20 protein-coding genes and 1 pseudogene are annotated in these 20,421 nt (G+C 35.4%); 8 read left to right on the top strand and 13 right to left on the bottom strand.

Annotation, left to right across the window (positions count from 1 at the left end):
* Window positions 1-48: 48 nt before the first annotated feature.
* The 4 genes from JOE23_RS09320 to JOE23_RS09305 are packed head-to-tail and all read right to left on the bottom strand — an operon-like array spanning window position 49 to window position 3,441.
* Entirely contained in the window at window positions 49-1,203 is a 1,155-nt protein-coding gene (locus tag JOE23_RS09320) for a hypothetical protein (protein ID WP_204437896.1), read from the bottom strand.
* A complete protein-coding gene (locus JOE23_RS09315; protein WP_204437894.1) occupies window positions 1,181-2,074 on the bottom strand; it encodes an ABC transporter ATP-binding protein in 894 nt (297 codons plus the stop codon). The genes JOE23_RS09320 and JOE23_RS09315 overlap by 23 nt, the downstream gene beginning before the upstream one ends.
* The gene (locus tag JOE23_RS09310; protein ID WP_204437893.1) at window positions 2,058-2,897 is read right to left on the bottom strand and encodes a hypothetical protein; all 840 of its coding nucleotides are present in this window, start codon (window positions 2,895-2,897) and stop codon (window positions 2,058-2,060) included. Before JOE23_RS09310 ends, JOE23_RS09315 begins: the two co-directional genes overlap by 17 nt.
* On the bottom strand, window positions 2,863-3,441 hold the full coding sequence (locus JOE23_RS09305; protein ID WP_204437891.1) for an RNA polymerase sigma factor: 579 nt from the start codon (window positions 3,439-3,441) through the stop codon (window positions 2,863-2,865). Before JOE23_RS09305 ends, JOE23_RS09310 begins: the two co-directional genes overlap by 35 nt.
* 116 nt (window positions 3,442-3,557) lie before the next feature.
* On the opposite strand from JOE23_RS09305, the pseudogene JOE23_RS18275 reads away from it, so the two are divergent.
* Window positions 3,558-3,658: pseudogene (locus JOE23_RS18275) on the top strand (23S rRNA (adenine(2058)-N(6))-methyltransferase Erm(K)); the annotation flags it as partial.
* A gap of 218 nt (window positions 3,659-3,876) precedes the next feature.
* On the opposite strand, the gene JOE23_RS09300 reads toward JOE23_RS18275, so the two are convergent.
* The 4 genes from JOE23_RS09300 to JOE23_RS09285 all read right to left on the bottom strand — a co-directional run bounded on the left by JOE23_RS09300 (window position 3,877) and on the right by JOE23_RS09285 (window position 6,958).
* Window positions 3,877-4,107 (bottom strand): thioredoxin family protein, encoded by a 231-nt coding sequence (locus tag JOE23_RS09300; protein ID WP_204437890.1) that lies wholly within the window; start codon window positions 4,105-4,107, stop codon window positions 3,877-3,879.
* A gap of 18 nt (window positions 4,108-4,125) precedes the next feature.
* Window positions 4,126-5,127, bottom strand: coding sequence for a permease (locus JOE23_RS09295; RefSeq protein ID WP_204437887.1), 1,002 nt, complete (start codon window positions 5,125-5,127; stop codon window positions 4,126-4,128).
* 14 nt (window positions 5,128-5,141) lie between these two features.
* Entirely contained in the window at window positions 5,142-5,480 is a 339-nt protein-coding gene (locus tag JOE23_RS09290; RefSeq protein ID WP_204437886.1) for a metalloregulator ArsR/SmtB family transcription factor, read from the bottom strand.
* A 290-nt stretch (window positions 5,481-5,770) separates the two neighbouring features.
* The gene (locus JOE23_RS09285) at window positions 5,771-6,958 is read right to left on the bottom strand and encodes a site-2 protease family protein (RefSeq protein ID WP_204437884.1); all 1,188 of its coding nucleotides are present in this window, start codon (window positions 6,956-6,958) and stop codon (window positions 5,771-5,773) included.
* A gap of 459 nt (window positions 6,959-7,417) precedes the next feature.
* Here JOE23_RS09285 and JOE23_RS09280 point away from each other — a divergent pair, with 459 nt between their 5' ends.
* Both JOE23_RS09280 and JOE23_RS09275 read left to right on the top strand, forming a co-directional pair.
* Entirely contained in the window at window positions 7,418-8,848 is a 1,431-nt protein-coding gene (locus tag JOE23_RS09280; RefSeq protein WP_204437883.1) for a PTS transporter subunit EIIC, read from the top strand.
* A 97-nt stretch (window positions 8,849-8,945) separates the two neighbouring features.
* The gene (locus JOE23_RS09275; RefSeq protein WP_204437881.1) at window positions 8,946-10,370 is read left to right on the top strand and encodes a glycoside hydrolase family 1 protein; all 1,425 of its coding nucleotides are present in this window, start codon (window positions 8,946-8,948) and stop codon (window positions 10,368-10,370) included.
* 295 nt (window positions 10,371-10,665) lie between these two features.
* Here JOE23_RS09275 and JOE23_RS09270 read toward each other — a convergent pair whose 3' ends face one another.
* The gene (locus JOE23_RS09270) at window positions 10,666-11,433 is read right to left on the bottom strand and encodes a DeoR/GlpR family DNA-binding transcription regulator (protein ID WP_204437879.1); all 768 of its coding nucleotides are present in this window, start codon (window positions 11,431-11,433) and stop codon (window positions 10,666-10,668) included.
* Between the two features lie 115 nt (window positions 11,434-11,548).
* On the opposite strand from JOE23_RS09270, the gene ulaG reads away from it, so the two are divergent.
* The 5 genes from ulaG (at window position 11,549) to JOE23_RS09245 (ending at window position 16,628) form a co-directional block, all read left to right on the top strand.
* The gene (gene ulaG, locus JOE23_RS09265; RefSeq protein WP_204437877.1) at window positions 11,549-12,613 is read left to right on the top strand and encodes an L-ascorbate 6-phosphate lactonase; all 1,065 of its coding nucleotides are present in this window, start codon (window positions 11,549-11,551) and stop codon (window positions 12,611-12,613) included.
* A 55-nt stretch (window positions 12,614-12,668) separates the two neighbouring features.
* Window positions 12,669-13,310, top strand: a complete 642-nt coding sequence (locus JOE23_RS09260) for a 3-keto-L-gulonate-6-phosphate decarboxylase UlaD (protein ID WP_204437876.1) — start codon at window positions 12,669-12,671, stop codon at window positions 13,308-13,310.
* A 2-nt stretch (window positions 13,311-13,312) separates the two neighbouring features.
* A complete protein-coding gene (locus JOE23_RS09255; RefSeq protein ID WP_338021907.1) occupies window positions 13,313-14,191 on the top strand; it encodes an L-ribulose-5-phosphate 3-epimerase in 879 nt (292 codons plus the stop codon).
* 63 nt (window positions 14,192-14,254) lie between these two features.
* Window positions 14,255-14,950 carry an L-ribulose-5-phosphate 4-epimerase AraD gene (locus tag JOE23_RS09250; RefSeq protein ID WP_204437939.1) on the top strand — a complete coding sequence of 232 codons (696 nt, stop codon included), beginning with the start codon at window positions 14,255-14,257 and terminating at the stop codon, window positions 14,948-14,950.
* A gap of 217 nt (window positions 14,951-15,167) precedes the next feature.
* Window positions 15,168-16,628 carry an FGGY-family carbohydrate kinase gene (locus JOE23_RS09245; protein WP_204437874.1) on the top strand — a complete coding sequence of 487 codons (1,461 nt, stop codon included), beginning with the start codon at window positions 15,168-15,170 and terminating at the stop codon, window positions 16,626-16,628.
* A 222-nt stretch (window positions 16,629-16,850) separates the two neighbouring features.
* Here the strand turns inward: JOE23_RS09245 and JOE23_RS09240 are convergent, their stop codons facing one another.
* The 4 genes from JOE23_RS09240 to gcvH are packed head-to-tail and all read right to left on the bottom strand — an operon-like array spanning window position 16,851 to window position 20,378.
* A complete protein-coding gene (locus JOE23_RS09240) occupies window positions 16,851-17,153 on the bottom strand; it encodes an iron-sulfur cluster biosynthesis family protein (protein WP_204437873.1) in 303 nt (100 codons plus the stop codon).
* 35 nt (window positions 17,154-17,188) lie between these two features.
* Window positions 17,189-18,646 carry an aminomethyl-transferring glycine dehydrogenase subunit GcvPB gene (gene gcvPB, locus JOE23_RS09235; protein WP_204437872.1) on the bottom strand — a complete coding sequence of 486 codons (1,458 nt, stop codon included), beginning with the start codon at window positions 18,644-18,646 and terminating at the stop codon, window positions 17,189-17,191.
* On the bottom strand, window positions 18,647-19,990 hold the full coding sequence (gene gcvPA, locus JOE23_RS09230) for an aminomethyl-transferring glycine dehydrogenase subunit GcvPA (RefSeq protein ID WP_204437869.1): 1,344 nt from the start codon (window positions 19,988-19,990) through the stop codon (window positions 18,647-18,649). It lies immediately after the preceding gene.
* A 1-nt stretch (window position 19,991) separates the two neighbouring features.
* Entirely contained in the window at window positions 19,992-20,378 is a 387-nt protein-coding gene (gcvH, locus tag JOE23_RS09225; protein ID WP_204437868.1) for a glycine cleavage system protein GcvH, read from the bottom strand.
* Between the last annotated feature and the right edge of the window lie 43 nt (window positions 20,379-20,421).

The raw sequence follows: 20,421 nt of genomic DNA, 5'->3' as shown, positions 1-20,421 counted from the left end.
AAAAATCTTATAGCATTCCTGAAGATACATTGTTTTCTCCGCCTTTCCTTAATTTACTATCTGTTGGTTTCTGTATTGCCAGTAAATGAGTAAGACATTTAAACTGGCGATCAAGAGGAAGACGGCAATAAGAAGATAAGGATACAGGATCGGTTGACCCAATAACCTAAACACGATGAATTGATCAACCAAACCTTTTACTCTCATTAGCTCTGCATAGCTAAATTGTGTCATATGCTGAATCAGTTGTTGATCAAGACCTAATTGCCGGAACAAAACTGGTGTTCCAATAATCGTTCCGCTAATAAAGAAAGTTAGCATTGCATGCCGTGTGATGATTGATAAAAATAATACCAGCAATCCAATCATTAACGATGCCAATAATTGAATACCAAGTGCAAGGGCATAGTACTGCCAAATTGTTAGTGAAAAAGGTGATTGAATAAATAAATATAAATTTTGTAATGGTACAGTTCCATCTACAAACCTACCAAATTTACTAATTTCTATAAGAACATTAATGACATGTAAGCTGACAAATAACACACCAATATAGGTAATCGAGGCGAAAATTTTTGCAAACGCAACTTTGGTTTTACCAAATTTGGTACTAACAATTAATGAAGCGACCTTCTGGCTATGTTCATCAGCGAAAACGGGTGCTAACCCCAAGATGATAAGGACGGTTAAAAAAATAAAACCCAATGTATTGATAAAGTCTACCGTACTGCTCCATGTCGTCGTTTGATAGAAACCAATCGGCTCATTTAACTGTTGAAGAAGCTCAAATTCCATTTGTGCAACTTCCGCTTGATAAGCGGTTTCTGTGGGATGGAAAGCCTTATCGCGTAAGTTCTCTTTCCGGGCTTCAAACCAATTGATATTTTCTCCAGCTTGAATCACAGAAACATAAACAGAATGGGCAGCCTGATCCTCAATGCTTTTGGGGAAAACACCTTCAAGCTCATCAGCTTCTGCCATCTCTCGGTCAACTTGCTCTTCAAGTTTCATTAATCTTTCGTTAGCCATGTCAATCTCTGTTGCTGTTAATGGTCCACGCCATTCATCATATAGAGATTGATACGTGCTTGTTTGGCGAATCGAGTGAGAGCCATCCGGTAACAACATGAAAAAAATAAAGAGAAGGAAGGTTAAATATAAACTTTTTCTTGTAAAAATTTTATAGCATTCCTGTTTGTACATCGTCTGTGACCTCCTCATTGAAGAAATATAGATACACATCTTCTAAGGTAGGTGTAACGTTAACTGCATCAGCTAAAGGTTGTTGATCACTAACTATTCGAACCTCAATCCCTGTTTCAGCCCGTTGGATATTTCCAACCTTATAACGCTTTTGTAGTTGGGATAATGCGTTTTGCTCTACTGTGCATTTCCATACTTTATCCTTAACATTGTCTAAGAGTTGCTCACTTGTACTGCGTTGAATGAGTGTTCCTTGGCGCATGAGAAGGACTTCTTTTGCGATATATTCAATATCTGACACGATATGAGTAGACAACAACACGATTCGATCGCCAGCAATTTCTGAGAGTAGATTCCGAAATCGAACGCGTTCTTGCGGATCTAATCCTGCTGTTGGCTCATCAACTATTAGTAGTTTAGGATCGTTAAGGAGAGCTTGAGCAATACCGAGTCTTCGTTTCATTCCTCCAGAATACGTTTTTAATTTTCGCTTGCGATCCTTTTGTAAGTTTACAAGCTCAAGGACTTCGTCTACCCGAGTGGTGGTTTCTTGTTTATTTAATCCTTTTAAACGCGCAAAATAAGATAAAAAACGAATAGCAGTGAAATTTCTATAAAGCCCGAACTCTTGAGGGAGATAGCCTAAGATATCACGATAACGATTGCCCATGATCGAGATGTCGTTGCCATCTAACAAGATTCTTCCTGACGAAGGATTCAAAATATCTGCTAACATCCGCATCAATGTTGTTTTTCCGGCACCGTTTGGGCCGAGGAGGGCATAAACGCCTTCTGAAAGTTCTGCAGAGAACCCTGTTACTGCTTGCTTATCTTTAAATGTTTTTGAAATGTTTTCAATAGTTAATTTCAACACGTTGTCCTCCCTCATAGGTTTGATACTTGTTTATCAATTGTTTAACTTGGAAGCTAATCAACAAACTTCCAAACCCTAGACAAATCAAGTGAATAACAATATTGATATTGAGCAATGCTTCGATCCAATGGTTATTGCTAATGGTTAGTCCAATGAACACCAGCCATAAGGATAAGAAAGTTGTCACAAATACTTGGCCTTTAAATTTGATACTTAACCATAAGGCGATGGCGATAAAAAAAGTAAATGGCGTCAACCATGTGAGCAGTATTTCTAGTATAGGCTTACCAGTGACTGGTGATATAGTTAATGTCAGCACTGTGTTTAAGGTCACATTTGTGATCCCAATTAAAAATAGCCGAGATAACATGATTTGGTCTGTAGTGAACTTGCAGGTAAGTTCGATTTCAAGCAGTCCATGTTCCCGTCCCTTAAACACCTCTAGCAACCCAATGACAAATGGAAGTGGTGCTAAGAAAATAAGGGTCAATAAAGGGTTCGCATTCGCTTGATGAGTGATTAGATAGCCGATAATAAAGAGCATCGTACAAGTGATCCAGTATATTTTACTTACTATAGTTACCTCTGTAGCTGAGCCTTTGCATAGCGTGATCAATCGTTCTATGCCATTTGCTGACTTTGTTGTTTGTGCTGGCACGTATTGACGCATGGTGTCTATGGTAGCATTTATGTCATCTTCGTCAGGGAATTTGACAAGGTAATCTGTTAATTCTTGTTCAAGCGCTTGATACTCGTTGTAATCGAAGCGTTCTTCAAGCTCATCGTTATCGGTTTTGTTGATTGGATTGAACCGACTCATCATGATCTACTCCTTTTAGTAAAGATTTTAATTTATCCTTTCCTTGCTTGAGCCTTGACTTAACCGTGGCTTCTTTGACTTCTGTTAGTTGAGCAATTTGTTTTATTTTAAGACCTTGATAAAATTTTAATATAATGACTTCTCGTTGATAAGGTGGCAACTGATCAATGGCTGCTTTCACTTTGACGCTTCTTTGCTTTTTGCTCAGAAGGTCTTCTACATTTTTTCGTTCATCGACGACTTGATGATCAATTTTGGTTATTTTGTCCTTGTATTTATAAGCACGACTTCGATAATAATCACGACAGTGGTTCACCGCAATTTTTAGAAGCCAATGTTGAAATTTTCCTTGTCCACTGTAATTTTTAATCGATTTGATCATTTTAATAAATATTTCTTGAGTCAAATCGTATGCCAAGTGATAGTCGCCAACTTTCCTATATGTATAGGCAAATATCATGCGATAGTGTTTTTTTACGAGTACTTCCATTGCTGCTTGACTACCACTTTTAATTTCTTCGATTAATGATTGATCTGATTGCATCTTCTCACCACCTCTACTTATATTAACGAAATTTTGGCTAAAAGGATTTAAGAAATGAAGAGATTTTTTAAAAATTCTTCTTGTGTTCTAATTCATAAGTGAATTTTCTTAGCCATTCAATTGGTGCACTATCGGAACGGCAATGGAGGTTCTTTTTCATACTATGAAACAATATGTGTTGAATCATTTGTGGCTAAACCTTAAGAAAAGCAAATAATAAATCAATCGTAGCAGGGATATGATACTTTCAGAAAACGCTAGAATAGGATATCGTTCCATAAAATGAAACGATCAGCCCCCAATACAGGAGCTGATCAATGTTTTGTAATATAAAAGCAACAAAAGTTTGGTCGTATTCTTATTTAATAATTCTCTTTTAAATATAGCGTTAATGTGACTTATTTTGAGTAAATGCTACCAAAATCATTTAGTGTCTTATTGCAACAATGTTTTTACTTCTTCTAAAGAAGGAACTTTCCCAGAAAGCTTCACTTCACCATTAACGACCAATCCTGGTGTAGACATAACACCAAAACTTGCAATATCTTTAAAATCCGTTACTTTTGAAATTTTGGCTTCTATATTCAACTCATTCAAGGCTTTTGTTACAACCTTTTCAACCCGTTTGCAATTTGAACACCCTGGTCCCAATACTTTTATTTCCATGCTTAACCTCTCCTTTTTTTAAAATAGGGTATGAATCATATTAAATAAGTATCCAATTAGTAATATACCAACAACGATAATCGTGATAAAACTAAACAACAATTTTCTTTTAATGACTTTTGACAACATAATTAATGATGGTAATGATAAGGCAACTACAGACATCATAAATGCGACAATTGTACCTGCTTCAACCCCTTTAGCAAATAATGCATCTGCAATAGGCAATGTTCCAAATATATCCGCATAAATCGGAACGCCAATTATAGTAGCAATCACGACAGCAAATGGATTACTTTCTCCAATAACGGCTTCAATCGATGATTGTGGAATCCAGTTATGAATAATGGCTCCAATACCAACACCAATTAACACATACAACCAAACCTTTGAAACAATTTCTTTAACTTGCTCAATAGAAAAATGGATACGATCTTTAAAACGTAGTTGTGCGTCATCTTGAGCTTGAAGCGGTGCTTTCATAGCAAACGACTCGACTTGGTCAGATAATGGCAATGCTTCAAGTATAAAACCACTAGCAATGGCAAGTAATACACCAAAAATTAAATAAAGTATGGCTAGTTCCATACCAAAATACGAGCTCAACATTAAAAATGAAGCCAGATCAACCATTGGTGATGCAATTAAGAATGAAAATGTAACCCCGAACGGAAGTCCAGCTGATGTAAATCCAATAAAGATTGGAATGCTCGAACAACTACAAAAAGGTGTCAAGACACCTAAAAAAGCACCGGCAATCGTTCCTTTAAAGCCTGACATCCCACCTAAAATGCGTTTCGTTCGTTCAGGTGGAAAATAGCTTTGAATATAAGATATAAAAAAGATCACGACAGTCAATAAAATAAATAACTTAATCGTGTCATAAATGAAAAAATGAATGCTTGCACCAACCGGACTTGCAGAATCGAGCTGAAACACATTTTCGACTAATTGTGTAACCAGTTGATAAAGCCATTCCATTCTTAATAACTGATCACTTAACCACTGAAACCATTCCACATAAATCCCTCCATTCAACTAAGAAAGTTAGCGGCATTTTCATCTGTTAATTCGTAAATCGTGTAACGACCCATTTTCTTTGCCACAATAACTCGACCGCGCTCTAACAATTTTAGGTGATGTGTTAGCGTTGAATTTGGTATTTTAAAAGCAGAAGCTAGTTCACACAAACAACACGGTGCTTCTAATAAGATAGCGATAATTTTTAAACGAACCGGATCTGCTAATGCTTTGTAAAAATCAGCCTGCTCGAATAATTGTTGTTGATCGTTAATGATTGGGAAGCTCTGCTCTGCTTGTCTAAGCATCTTATTAATTTCAGCTTCAGGTTTAACGGTATATGAATAATTCACTAAAGATTCCTCCATTCATTATTATTAAACTAATTTTATAGTTTTATATTAGCACTAACATTTTTAAAAGTAAATAACTATTGTTAGTTTCCATAAATGAAAAATTTAAAAAGGGTAGAAAAGTAAATTTTGATTGGTTTCTAGACCAAAAGATTTTATACGGTAAATGTAAGTTAAAACGTGAAGAGGATAATCAGTGAAAGATTAGACAAGTGGAGAAGTAGAAAAAATGGACCACCAAAAGCACGTCTGGAGGTCCATTTTTGTTAGAACTCGTAATATTTACTCGATTACTGAGTTAAAACGGGATGATCGAGGTTCTGATTAAGCTTGATTTCATCTGCATAATACCCAGGGAAGTTTTTGAATATCCCGTGGGCAGGTGAAATACAAATATGGTCTTTATCACTTAAAAAAGCACGATTATCGGCAAAACCAAAAGCATGATCAGTTTGCTTTAATAAATATGTTCGCATCGGGGTCGAAGGTTTAATCTCATCTTTAAATGTTTGATAAAGTGAGAGCGCTTTTTCTTTATTCAAATCATCTGATGAATACAATAAACGAACGATGTGTATATACACGCCTAATAAAGCTTCGTTGCTTTTTAAGTTAGCGATCCGGTCAGAATCTTCAGTAAGAAACTCGACGTATTCCCAAGCCACTTGCGGTAACTGATCGATCGTTCCCGCTAGGTATTCAGTAATAAAGAAGTCAACGATACTGAGCGTATAGAGATGGCTATCTTTTTGCGCGAGCTTTTCTTGGAGGTCAGCTATTAAAATGTTTCTTAAAAATTGATTTTCCGAGCGAATACGTTGATGGTCCGATGAAAAAAGGGCATATTGATACAGTTGCATCGCAACAAAAAAACGATCATGCTTTGCTAGCTTATAAGCTGGAAAATCACCGATAGCAATTTCATTTTTAAATAAACACGTGATTAAAAGAAAAGCAGTAATAAATGTAAGTGACACGACGATCGTCAACCAAAGCGAAATGATTAATGGGTTTGATGAGATTAGCATAAAAATAACCCCGACACAACTTAGTAAGAGCCACCATAATAAAGTAAAGATAGGTCCGGCAAGTATCGCTTTGGCAAGTGCTTGTTGGAGCTTACTAAATGTTGCATCTGTTTTCACTGCTTCTATATCTGGTATAACTATTCCTCCGATTAAAGTGGCAGCATTAGGTCGTAATTTGAGCTTCCAGCGTTGACCTTCTTTAATGAAAAAGAGACATGTAATAAAAATTGCTCGAATTTTCACATCATTTTTTGAAAAGCTGAAGGCATGGCCAAGTTCGTGTACACCCACAGCTATTGTGTAAGTGAGCATAAAAATAATCACTTGAAGATACCAAGGGAGTAACGTTAATGCTGGCGGTATGTCTATCTTCTCTCCAAAGGATCCTAATAAAAAACCGAATCCGGCAGAAAAGAAAAGTATGATTATATACTTTAATAGCTTATTCATATGTCATGATCTCCTTTAATCTAGCTTTTAAATGTTGTAAATAAAGGTATGTATTTCCTGATTATTATTATAGCGTTGTTATTTGTTTGTGTATAGATGTGATTCAAATAAGTATAAAATGAGTGCTCACTCCAATAAAGTTTTTCATCCAGTCAAGCGGTAAATGATCATCGATGTTAAAACTGATATTTAGACCGTTATTTATTAATCAGCAAATTGATTTAACAAATAAATAATGAAAATTAACATAATTATATGTTAACTTAAACATATAATTAATTTTTTTATCTGTTTTTAGTGTTTTTTTAACAAAAAATATTTACTTTCGATCATTTCATGTTACAATAACGTTATAATAATTGAAAGCGCTTAACAAGAGAGGTGAGACTTATAATTAGAAAATAATACCTGTGTCAATCTGATTAAACCATAACCAAATATTAAGAGAGGGTGTTTTAAATGGATTTTAAAGAGATAGCTAACGAAATTATTGATGCTGTTGGTGGAGAATCGAATATAAGTCATGTAACACATTGTTTTACTAGACTCAGGTTTGTATTGAAAGATGAAAAATTAGTAGATGATGAAAAAATTAAAACAACTCAGACGGTTATTTCAACAGTAAGTAGTTCTGGCCAGTATCAGGTAGTCATTGGAAATAAAGTTGGAAAAGTATTTAGTGAAGTTGCAAACTTATTAGGGATAAGTACTGACGATGGTAAAGAAAGTGAAAATAATGAAATAAATAACGAGAAATTTGCTAATAAACTATTAAGGATATTATCAGAAATTTTTACACCAATTGTGCCTGTAATTGCAGCTGCGGGGCTAATTAAAGGGTTACTTACTGCAGCAAATATGATCGCTTCAAATTATGGTCATGATATAACAACTTCCGATACGTATGTACTCTTATTTGCGGCCAGTCAGGTTATATTCTACTTTATGCCGGTTTTCCTTGCCTATACAACTGCCCGTGCGATGAAAACGAGTCCTTATATTGCAATGACATTAGGTGCTTTTTTATTATATCCCGCTGTAAATGAGATGATGCTTGATTATACAACAAAATCTACAATTTTTGGACTGCCAGTAATTAAAGGAGCATGGGGTTCGGGAGAGACGTTAAGAATATTTAATTATGTAGAATCGGTAATCCCAATTTTAATTTCTATTATTGTTCTATCATTTTTAGAAAAATGGCTAAAGAAAGTCGTACCTGAAGTTGTACAAATTATTCTTGTTCCAGGAATATCATTGATCGTTATGGTGCCAGTAATTTTATCTATCACGGGTCCAATCGGTATTTATGTAGGTAATATCATTCAAGTTGTTTATGACACTATTATTTCTTATAATGCAACAATTGGCGGAGCTTTAGTAGGTGGACTATGGGGAGTCTTGGTTGTATTTGGGGCTCACCGAGCATTATTGCCAGTTGGATTAAATGATGTAGCCATATTAGGTAGACAAAATTTATTAGCATTTGCTGGTGCAGCTAATTTTGCACAAGGTGGAGCTGTTTTGGGAGTAATGTTAAAAACTAAAAATATTGCTTTGAAAAATGTGTCTCTTTCAGCATTAATTTCTGCCGTACTTGTAGGTATAACTGAGCCTGCAATATATGGTGCAAACTTAAGACTTAAACGCCCAATGGTAGCAGCAATTATTGCTGGCGCTATGGGAGGAGCCGTGATGGGATTTGGCGGTGTTTACGGAGATGCATTTGCGAATAATGGAGTTCTAACTATATTTACTTATGCAGCTTTTGGTATGCGAATTTTTATTTATTATATTGTTGGCTGTTTAATTGCTTTCTTTGGAGCTACTGTACTTACTTATATTCTTGGGTTTGAAGATTTACCGACGACTGAAAAAAGAGCAAGTTAATAAAAAGAATATAAAAAGAGGTGGGATAAAGACTAATTTATAGATAGAACTGTTTAATGAGAAGTAAATGCTATTTAGTACTTGGAGGGATGAACAAATGAGTAAAAGCTTATTTTCAAATGATTTTTATTGGGGAGCAGGATCCTCTGCATTTCAAGTAGAGGGTGGATGGGATGCAGATGGTAAGGGTTTAACTGTAGCTGATGTGAATGCATTTAAGAAATCTGAATATCAAGCTGATACTAAGGTCGCTAGTGACTTTTATCATAAATTTGAAGCTGATATTAATTTAATGGCTGATTTAGGGTTAAAAATGTATAGATTTTCTATTTCATGGGCTAGAATTTTTCCAGACGGAGAAGGAAAAATTAATCAAAAAGGTATTGATTACTATAATAAAATTATTGATTTGTTAATTGAAAGAGATATTGAGCCTTTTATAACTTTATATCATTTTGATTTACCTTATCATTTAGTAGAGAAGTATAATGGTTGGGAATCAAAAGAAACCGTAGCTGCATTTGCCGAATATGCAAAAACATGTTATGAAAACTTCGGCGATAGAGTAAAAAAGTGGCAAATTCATAATGAACAAAACTTAATGATTCGGGTTAATGAGCGAATGAATATATATGAAGATAAAGGTAATGTTGAACAACTAAGAATTCGCATGGATCATAATATGTTTTTAGCGTATGCAAAGGCTTCTGATTTATGTCATGAGTTAGTTGATAATGGTCAAGTAGGACCGTCGATTTCTTCGACAGTTACTTATCCAGCAACAAATAAACCGCAAGATGTTATGTCTGCAATATGGAATAACAGATTAAAGACTGACTACTGCATTCACACGCATGTCTTTGGAGCGTACCCAGATTACTATATAAACTACTTGGATGACGTTGGACTTAATCTGGAAATAACAGATGAAGATTACGATGTGATGAAAAAAGCTAAAGTAGATTTTATTGCTGTTAACTATTACAGAACTATAACAACAAAATATTTAGAGCCAACTGATAAAAATCTTAAAGGTACAAAAATCAAAGGCTTTAATGAAGTGGATTATAACATGTATGGTTATTGGGAAATTATAAAAAACGAAAATCTTGAAGAGACTGAATATGGAGCCCAAATAGATCCAGTTGGATTAAGAATTGCATTAAATGACTATTATTCTAAATATCATAAGCCACTAATCATTACAGAGAACGGATTAGGAACAGCTGATGAGTTAACGAAGGAAAACAAGATACATGATGGCTATAGAATTGACTATATTCAATCTCATATTCGTGCAATTTCTGAAGCAATAAATGATGGCGTTGATGTATTTGGTTATTGTGTATGGTCATTTACAGATATTTTAAGTTCTCATCAAGGCTTTAAAAAAAGGTATGGGCTCGTTTACATTAATAGAACGGATTTTGAATTAAAGGATTTAAAGAGAATACCTAAAGATAGTTATTATTGGTATAAAAAAGTAATTGAGACTAAAGGAAGTAGTATAGATGAGCGTTAATTGCTTTTGAATAAAAATCACTAACTAAAATTGAATTTAGATGGAAATAATGGATGGACGTTGTGGATTAACAATGGAAACGATAAGGGCATGGTTATACGCCTTAAAGCTCGTTTATTTAATTAGGGTGACATGCCCGCTCTATACGGATTGAAATATTCAATCTCATCTAATATTCACATTGTATAAACATAAAAACACTGTCCTAAATAACGAGCTTGTTACGTGTTCTTTAGTGTTGGTAAGTGCTAAGTGCTTAAAATAGATCACAAATCTATTAAAAATGATTAATACATTAATTTTCAACAGCGATTACTTCGACACCAAGTTTTCTAATTTCATTTTTCTCTCTAAGGTCTATTTTGGAATCTGTAATGAGTACGTCAATATGACTTAAATCACAAACAGGGAAATTTGTATTAATGCCAACTTTAGAGCTATCTGCTACAATAATTACTTTTTTTTCAGCATTTCGTATCATTAGTTCATTGACTTTAGCTTCATGTATATTGTTTGTTGTTATGCCTTTTGATGCGCTGATACCTGAACAACCCAATATGGAAATATCGGCATGGATGTTTTGTATTCCATAAATTGTCATATCTCCGACCACTGCTCTTTTGGGGCTTCTAAGCTCGCCACCGGGAATTAAAATGGTTAGATTAGGATTGTTTATATAATTTACAACGTTTAAATTATTCGTTACTACAATATTATTAATACTATCTAAATGATTTAAACTTTCAATAGCGGTATTACTAGAATTAATATAGATAGTCTGATTATTAGAAATATATTGAGCTGCTTTTTTTGCAATAGATAAGCGACTTGATAGTAATATCTTATTATTAGAGACTTGATTTTGAACGAGTTTAGCTCCGCCATGAACCCTATTAACTAAGCCGGTTTTTTCAATAGATATTAAATCTCTTCTAATGGTCATAGAAGAAACATTAAGTTTTCTTGATAAATCTGTAATGCTTTGATAGTTATTCTCTGATTTTAATAATAAATCAACAATTTGATCACGTCTATTATTAATTTCTTTAGTCGAACTTTTCATAAAAACACTCCCATAATGATATTTTCAATATAACTTTATCATTATTCGTGTGCAATAACAACATTATATGTTGTTATTAACATTAAATTTCAAATTAATATTAGGAGGAATAAGAATGAATAATATTTCAGAAGTTACAAAAGAAAAATGGTTAAAAGCTACTTTTCCAGAGTGGGGAACTTGGTTAAATGAAGAAATCGCTAATAAAGAAGTTCCAAAAAATTCTTTTTCGATGTGGTGGTTAGGGTGTACAGGGATCTGGCTCAAAACTTTTGAAGGAACAAATATTGTCATGGATATGTGGAATGGAACAGGGAAAAGGAGCCATGGGAGTGGAAAGATGAGAAAAGGTCATCAAATGATGCGCATGTCAGGAGCCGAAAACTTACAACCTAATAGGAGAAATGTTCCGTTTGTTATTGATCCTTTTGAGATTAAAAATGTTGATGCATTAGTTGTGTCGCACATTCACTCAGATCATTTAGATCTAACGACTGCAGCTTGTGTTCATAATAACTGTCCAGACGCTAAATTTATTGGCCCAAAAGAAGTTGTACAAAGTTGGCTAGAGTGGGGAATCCCGAAAGAAAAAACAGTAGTCGTTCGTCCAGGAGACGAGGTTAAACTTGGTAGTGTAAATATTAAAGCATTAGAATCTTTTGATCGTACAGCCCTAATTACAGAGAATGATCCTGAAGTTAAATTGGCAGAGAATCCAGTTATTGATATGGACGATATTGCGGTAAATATTCTATTTGAAACGTCAGGTGGCAATTTATATCATGGTGCAGACTCTCATTATTCTGTTATGTTTGCAAAACATGGAAAAGAGAATGACATTGACGTAGCGTTAATAAATTTCGGTGAAAACCCAGTAGGTATTCAAGATAAAATGACATCAGTAGATGTTCTGCGTATGGCAGAATCTCTAAAAACTAAGGTAGTCATACCGGTTCACCACGATATTTGGACAAACTTTTATGCGGATCCAGAAGAAATCGTTAAATTATGGGAATTTAAAAAAGATAGATTATCTTATCAATTTAAACCCTTTGTTTGGCAGGTAGGTGGAGATTATACTTACCCACAAGATATAAAACATATCCGTTATATGTTCGACCGAGGATTTAATGACGTATTTGAAAATAAAAATGATCTTCCATTTGATTCATTCTTATAAAAATAAAAAATTCTAGAGATAAATTTAAATTTAGAAAGCGAAGGAGCGATAGTCAATGCCAATACCAAATTTGCAAGTTGCTTTAGATCACTCAGATGTTTCAAGTGCTGTAGAAACAGCAGTTATAGTGGGGAATGAAATAGATATTATCGAGGTGGGTACAGTACTGTTATTAGAAATTGGTAGTGAGGTTATCAAGACTTTAAGACATATATTCCCTGATAAAATTATTATTGCCGATACTAAGTGTGCCGATGCTGGTGGGACAGTGGCGAAAAATGTTGCTAACCGAGGTGCAACATGGATGACCTGTATGTGTAATGCAACTTTGGCTACTATGCAATCTGCTACAAAAGAGATAGAAGAAGTTCAGGTAGAGCTTTATGGAAATTGGACTTATGAAGAAGCGCAAACGTGGTTAAATGCAGGGATAAGACAAGTGATTTACCATCAGAGTAGAGATGCATTGCTTGCAGGTGAAACTTGGGGAGAAAAAGATTTAACTAAAGTAAATAAGTTAATTGAGATGGGATTTAAAGTATCTGTTACAGGCGGTTTAAATGTGGATACGTTACCTTTATTTAAAGGTATGGATATCTATACTTTTATTGTTGGGCGCGGGATAACTGAGACGGATAATCCTATTGAAGCGGTTAGGGCATTAAAAAATAAAATCAACGAAGTATGGAGGGATTAAATGTGACGGTTATTGGAATTTATGAAAAAGCACTACCCAAAAATATTTCTTGGTTTGAACGTTTAAATCTAGCAAAAAAACTGGGGTTCAATTTCATCGAAATGTCAATTGACGAAACAGATGAAAGGTTATCTAGATTGTATTGGGAGGATAAAGAGATTTACGAAGTGCTTACAGCTATTAATGAGACAGGGATTGGAATTTACTCTATATGTCTTAGTGGCCACCGACGCTTTCCTCTAGGTTCGAGGAATATTGAAACGAGAAATAAATCTTTAGAGATTATGGAGAAAGCGATAAACTTAGCAAGTAAATTAGGGGTTAGGAATATTCAGTTGGCAGGTTATGATGTATATTACGAAGAGAAAAATGTATTAACACGTGAATATTTCATTGAAAACGTGTCTAAAGCTGTAAAAATGGCGGCAGCAAAACAGATGACCCTTTCCATAGAAATAATGGATGATTATTTTATAAACTCGTTAACCAAATTTAATAATATTAAGCAGCAGATACCTTCCCCTTGGTTACAAGCTTACCCTGATATCGGAAATTTATCAGCATGGCCTGAAAATGATATTGGATATGAACTTGAAGTCGGAATTGAATCCATTGCTGCCATTCATATTAAAGATACCAAAAAAATGACGCCTGATTTTCCTGGGCAATTTAAAAACGTTCCTTTTGGACGAGGTGATGTTGACTTTTTAGGCTGTTTTAAGACATTAAAACGCCTAGGCTATGAAGGTACATTTTTAATCGAAATGTGGAGTGAAGTTGATGAAAATCCAGAAGAACGGGTAAATGAAGCAAAAGAATTCTTGTTTCCGATTATGAATGAAGCAGGCTATGAAGTGGGTATTTCTTCCTTTTTAGTATAAAAAATAAAAGGTATTTCTTCCTTTTAATTGTGAGAGAGGTTAGCTATGAAACAACGAAAACAGATAATTGATGAAATGAAAGAACGTGTTTTTAAAGCAAATCTTAAACTTCCTGAATTAGGTTTAGTAGTTTTGACGTGGGGAAATGTTAGTGAAATTAATCGCGAACTTGGTGTGATTGTTATTAAACCGAGTGGATTGGACTACTCGCAAATGACTTCAAGTCAGATGGTTGTAACTGACATGGAGGGGGAACCGTTAGAAGGAGGATTAAAGCCGTCTTCAGATCTTAAATCTCATGTCATATTATATCAACATTTTGAAGAGATAAGCGCAATTGTTCATACACATAGTCGTTATGCAGTATCATGGTCGCAGTCAGGAAGAGACTTACCTGTTTATGGTACAACGCATGCGGATACTTTTTATGGGCCAGTTCCTACGACGCGTCAATTAAATAATGATGAGGTTGATAATGAATACGAGATGAATACAGGAAAAGTGATTGTTAAGACGTTTCAAGAGCGTCAACTTAGTCCTTTAGCAATTCCAGGTATACTTGTGAATGGCCATGGACCATTTACATGGGGGGCTAACCCTAACGAAGCAGTGGAGAACAGTTTAGTATTAGATGAAATATGTTCTATGGCGCAATTAACCGAAACGATAATGACATCAGACAATTTTTTACCGCAATATGTGCTAGATAAACACTATTTTAGAAAACATGGAAAAAATGCATACTATGGTCAAAAATAAAAAAATCTTTTTATTGTTGTTTTATCATGGTTAATCGGCCGTAAAACGCCACTTCGAAATGGTGAGCAAAGATCAATCTATTTAAGTAGGAGTTAACGGATGCGAATGTCCTGATTCACTCAAGGACCAATCCATGGGTGAAGAACGAAAATGCTCATGGATTGACGGTTCGGTTAATAAGACGATTTTTAAATAGCGATCAAATGGAGTGGATAATATGGATGTGTATCTGGTTATAGATATAGGTACAAGTAGCACTAGAGGTATATTATATAATGATGATTCAAAAGTACTTTTAAAAGAACAAATAAAAAATAAGCCAAATTTTATTAATAATACAGTTATGCAGGATGTCTTTACTTGGGATCAGGTAGTGGATAAAATACTAAGAAAAGTAAGTTTATTTGTTAATCAGAAGAATTTTATATTAAAAGGGATATTTGTTACGTCTCAAAGATCTTCACTAATTTGTTTAGATAAGAATGGGATAGCTTTAATGCCAGCAATTATGTGGCAAGATACAAATGCGAATTATGTGGTGGAAAAATTTGATACTAAGAATGAATTAATAAGAGCAAAAACGGGTTCATATTTAAACCCTATATATTTAGCATCAAAAATTTATATGGTTCAAGATAAATATCCTGAGATTGCGAAAAAAACAAGAAAATATTTATCAATTGCTGACTATATAAGATATAAATTAACAGGTGAATTTATTACAGACTGTACTTATGCAAGCCGTACCCAATTATTTAATATTTATACCCTTGAATGGGATGAAGATTTATTAGAGTTATTTTCAATTGATAACACTAAATTATGTAAGGTAGATTACCCAGGGGAAAAAGGAAGTTATGTAAAAAAAGATTATCTATCCAAGTTTGAAATTTATAATGATGTTATGTATGTGTCGTCTGGAGGAGATCAACAATGTAGTGCAATTGGTATGGGAGCAGTTTCTGAAGGAGACATTGCTATTTCATTAGGGACAGGCGGGTATATCTTAGCACCCTCAGATAATTTAAACACAACGTCTTCTGTAAATATCAACTGCCACTCTTCTAAAGACTTTTTTATGTTAGAATCAATCTTGCCAACTGTTGCCTTAGCCATTGACTGGGTTAAAACTGAATTATTTTCTAGCATGAATGAAAAGGATTTCTATAATTTCATTTCAACGTCTATTAAAGACAAAAAAACACCGATTATTAATTTCCCTCATTTTCAAGGGAGAGGTACACCTGATTGGAATTTAAAAGCGAAATCAATATTTTTTGGTATCTCATATTCAACGAAAAAAGAAGATCTCTTACTTGCAGTTCTGGAAGGGATAGCTATTGAATTAAGGAATAATATAGAAATTATTCAATGTTTTATATCTGAGGAAATAGAACAAGTGAGAGTATCTGGCGGGTTATCAAATAATGATGGAATTAACCAACTGATAAGCGATATGTTAGGAAAAAAGGTTGAAAAATGTTCAGATAGTGAATCAACCGCTTTTGGTGCGTTCATAATTGGGTATTGTGCAATAAATAATGTAGAAATCAATCATTTTTATTATAAACACTATAGAACCTTAAATAATAAAATATATTACCCATCACTAAAAAATAAAAGCTATTATGATGAGAAATTTTATGAATGGAATAAACTTTATGATAAATTATATTGAAAAGGGTATATCATTCTTAATAGTATAGCTTTTAAGCGATATTTTTTAAAAGCTGTTAATGTTTACAAGTAAAATAAAAAGAGCTTCTTCGCTGATCAAAGGATTAAAAGTAGTACTACCAATAAAGTAAAATAATAAAAAAATAACAATAAAAGTCAGCAGTATTGTGCTGACTTTTATTGTACAGATTATTTTATAGCCGCCTTAATTTGAAGTATGCTTTCAACTACACGAATTACCATCAAATGTAAATTCGGTGATGGCGCAAAAACCATCCTCTTCGTTATAATCAACTGTTACACTTGTGTTATAAAGGTATTGTTGTGTGACATAGTCAACTTGAATAGCCATGCCATGAGAGTAATAGAGTGTATCAAGCTTTCGTGGTTGGTCAAAGATGAATAAAAAGTTAACCGCCAACCCACAACCACCAGCTACATGTGCATCGATTCTAGGTAAAAGATGTTCTGCTAGTGTTAATGACTGCAGTTGATTTTTAGCTTCTTTCGTCATGGTAATCATCATGGCATTGTCCTCCTGATTACTGATAAATAACGTTACTACTCATGTTTCGTATAACGTAAAATCGGCTTTCTAGAGGCTTTGGTTTCGTCTAATCGGCCGATTACTGTCGTATGTGGTGCTTCCAATACCATCATTGGATTTTCTTCTATTTCTTTAGCAATCTGTATCATCGTGTCGGCAAATGCATCTAACGTTTCTTTTGTTTCGGTTTCTGTTGGCTCAATCATTAAAGCTTCTTCCACATTTAAAGGAAAATAGATCGTTGGTGGATGGTAGCCGAAATCAAGCAAGCGTTTAGCGATATCAAGTGTTCGGACACCAAGCTTTTTCTGGTTTATGCCAGATAAAACAAACTCGTGTTTACAAATTTGTGGGTAAGGTGCTACAAAATAAGGTTCAAGTCGCTTCTTTAAGTAATTCGCATGAAGCACCGCTGATTCCGATACTTGTCGGAGTCCCTCTGGTCCCATTGTGCGAATGTAAGTATAGGCACGGACTAGAATGCCAAAGTTTCCATAATAGCCTTTTACGCGTCCGATTGACAAAGGTTCCTCTGTATCAAAACGATACTGATCGCCTTCTTTTGTAATTCGTGGTACAGGCAAATAAGGCGTCAATTCTTTTACAACACCGACTGGGCCGGCGCCAGGTCCACCACCTCCATGAGGTGTGGTAAAGGTTTTATGCAAGTTTAAATGGACGATATCAAAGCCCATTTTGCCAGGGGTTGTTTTGCCCAAGATTGCATTCGCGTTGGCACCATCATAATAGAGTAACCCGCCTGCTTGATGGACAATATCAGCAATTTCAATAATATCTTTTTCAAATAAACCGAGTGTACTTGGATTGGTTAGCATTAAAGCTGCTGTATCATGATCGACATGTTCTTTTAAGGCTTCGACATCAACGCGTCCATTGGCATTTGACGGGATCGTGACCGTCTCGAATCCAGCGACGGCTGCACTTGCTGGATTGGTGCCGTGGGCGGAGTCTGGTACAAGTACTTTTGATCGGTTTTCACCGTTTTGTCTATGGTAGTTCTTTGCAATCATTAAGCCGGTCCATTCGCCTTGGGCGCCTGCGGAGGGCTGTAAGGTTACGGCATCCATACCAGATATGACGGCCAAATCTTCTTGGAGTTGATATAATAACTCAAGTGCTCCTTGAATAGTTTCTTCTGGTTGATACGGGTGAATCCGGCTAAACCCTTCTAAACGTGCAACATCTTCGTTTAGTTTCGGGTTGTATTTCATTGTACATGAGCCAAGCGGATAAAAGCCACTATCAACGCCATAATTTTTGTTAGAAAGTGCGGTGTAATGACGAATAAGCTGAAGTTCTGGTACCTCTGGAAGTTCAGCTTCTGTTTCTCTTAATAAATGGCTTGGAAATTTATCATTTAACTCGATCGTATCGACGTCACTTTCTGGAAGGTCGACAGCTGATCGATCAGATTGGCTGATTTCAAAAATCAGGGAGTGGTATGGCTTCATCTATAATGCCTCCAATACAGTTATAAATTGATCGATTTCTGCTTTGGTTCGTTGTTCAGTGACAGCTATGAGCATATGGTCCGCCATGTCGTAATCCATACTTAAATCAAATCCGCCCACGAAACCCGCCTCAATTAATTTGCGGTTGGCTGTGTTAGTAGATACCGGTAATTTAATGACGAATTCATTAAAAAACGGTGCGCGATTAATCACGTTAAAGCCTTTCTTAGACAGTTGTTTTGCCATATAGTCTGCCTTTTCTACATTTAATTGAGCCATTTTTCGGATGCCTTGTTTGCCGAGAGCAGACATGCAGACAGCTGAGGCCAATGCGTTCAATGCTTGATTTGAGCAAATATTAGATGATGCTTTTTCTCGACGAATATGTTGTTCGCGTGCCTGTAAAGCTAAGGTGAAGCCGCGCTTGCCATTGGCATCTAGTGCTTCTCCAACGATGCGACCAGGGATTTTACGCATTAATTTTTTGTTAACGGCAAAATAACCACAGTGTGGGCCACCGAATGACATCGGTATGCCTAATGGTTGCATATCGCCAACAACGATGTCAGCCCCTAAATGTCCTGGGGATTGAAGTAATGCTAAAGCTAATGGATTTGCACTAACAATCAATAGAGCACCATGTGATTCGGCTATTTGTTTGATTTGAGCTAAATCTTCAACAGATCCGAAAAAGTTAGGATATTGGGCGATGATTGCTGCTGTATCTTGATCTATCTTTTGTTGGAGTTCGTTTAAATTGGTGATTTCATCTAATAAATTAATCTCTTCAACCGCATAAGCTAAACCGCTAGCATTGGTGGTCAGGATCGCGCGTGATTCTGGGTGAACGGCCTGAGAAATCAATACTTTGGACCGTTTGGTTGATGAAACAGCTAGGGCGGCAGCTTCTGCAACTGAGGTAAAGCCATCATACATAGATGAATTGGCGACATCCATTCCTGTTAATTCACATACCATCGTTTGAAATTCAAAGATTGCTTGCAGTTCACCTTGACTAATTTCTGGTTGGTAAGGTGTGTAAGCTGTATAAAATTCTGAACGTGAAATGACATGATTGACGACACTAGGAATGAAGTGGTCATAGGTACCTGCGCCAAGAAAATAACTGTGCTGATTTGCATTTGTGTTTTTTGAAGCCAGCTGTTGCATCTTTTTCATTAAAAGCGGTTCAGGGATCGCTTTTTCGATTGGGAGCTCACCATCTAAACGAATAGAAGTGGGTAAGTCATCAAACAAGTCGGCAATTGAGTCGATGTTTAGCGCATCCAGCATCGCTTGTTGATCTTGCGCTGTATCAGGCAAATAGCGAAATGTCGATCCCATCTTATTCCTCCTCGCTAAGGAAAGCTTGATAGTCTGCTTCAGTTAACAGTGTTTCTAATTCTTGAGGCTTATTGTAGGCAATTTCGACGAGCCAACCATCTTGATAAGGATCATCGTTAATTCGCTCAGGTTCATCTTCTAACTGCTCGTTAATCGCAACAATTTCTCCCGATAGTGGCGCATAGAACTCTGAAGCGGCTTTGACTGATTCAATGACCCCAAGTGAATCGTGGGCGTTAACTTGTTGGTTTATTTCTGCATTTTCGACAAAAACGATATCGCCTAATTCTTCTTGTGCATGATTGGTTATGCCGATACGTGCGCGTTCTTCATCTAATGGTAAAACCCATTCATGTTTCTTAGTGAATCTTAATTGTGTGTTTGTCATGTCTATCTTCCTCTCCCATTTAAAATCAATCGTTTTGATGATA

Source organism: Amphibacillus cookii, from assembly GCF_016908375.1.
Taxonomy (GTDB): domain Bacteria; phylum Bacillota; class Bacilli; order Bacillales; family Amphibacillaceae; genus Amphibacillus_C; species Amphibacillus_C cookii.
The sequence above is the reverse complement of the archived record's forward strand: the minus strand, read 5'-3'. Positions and strand labels throughout refer to the sequence as shown.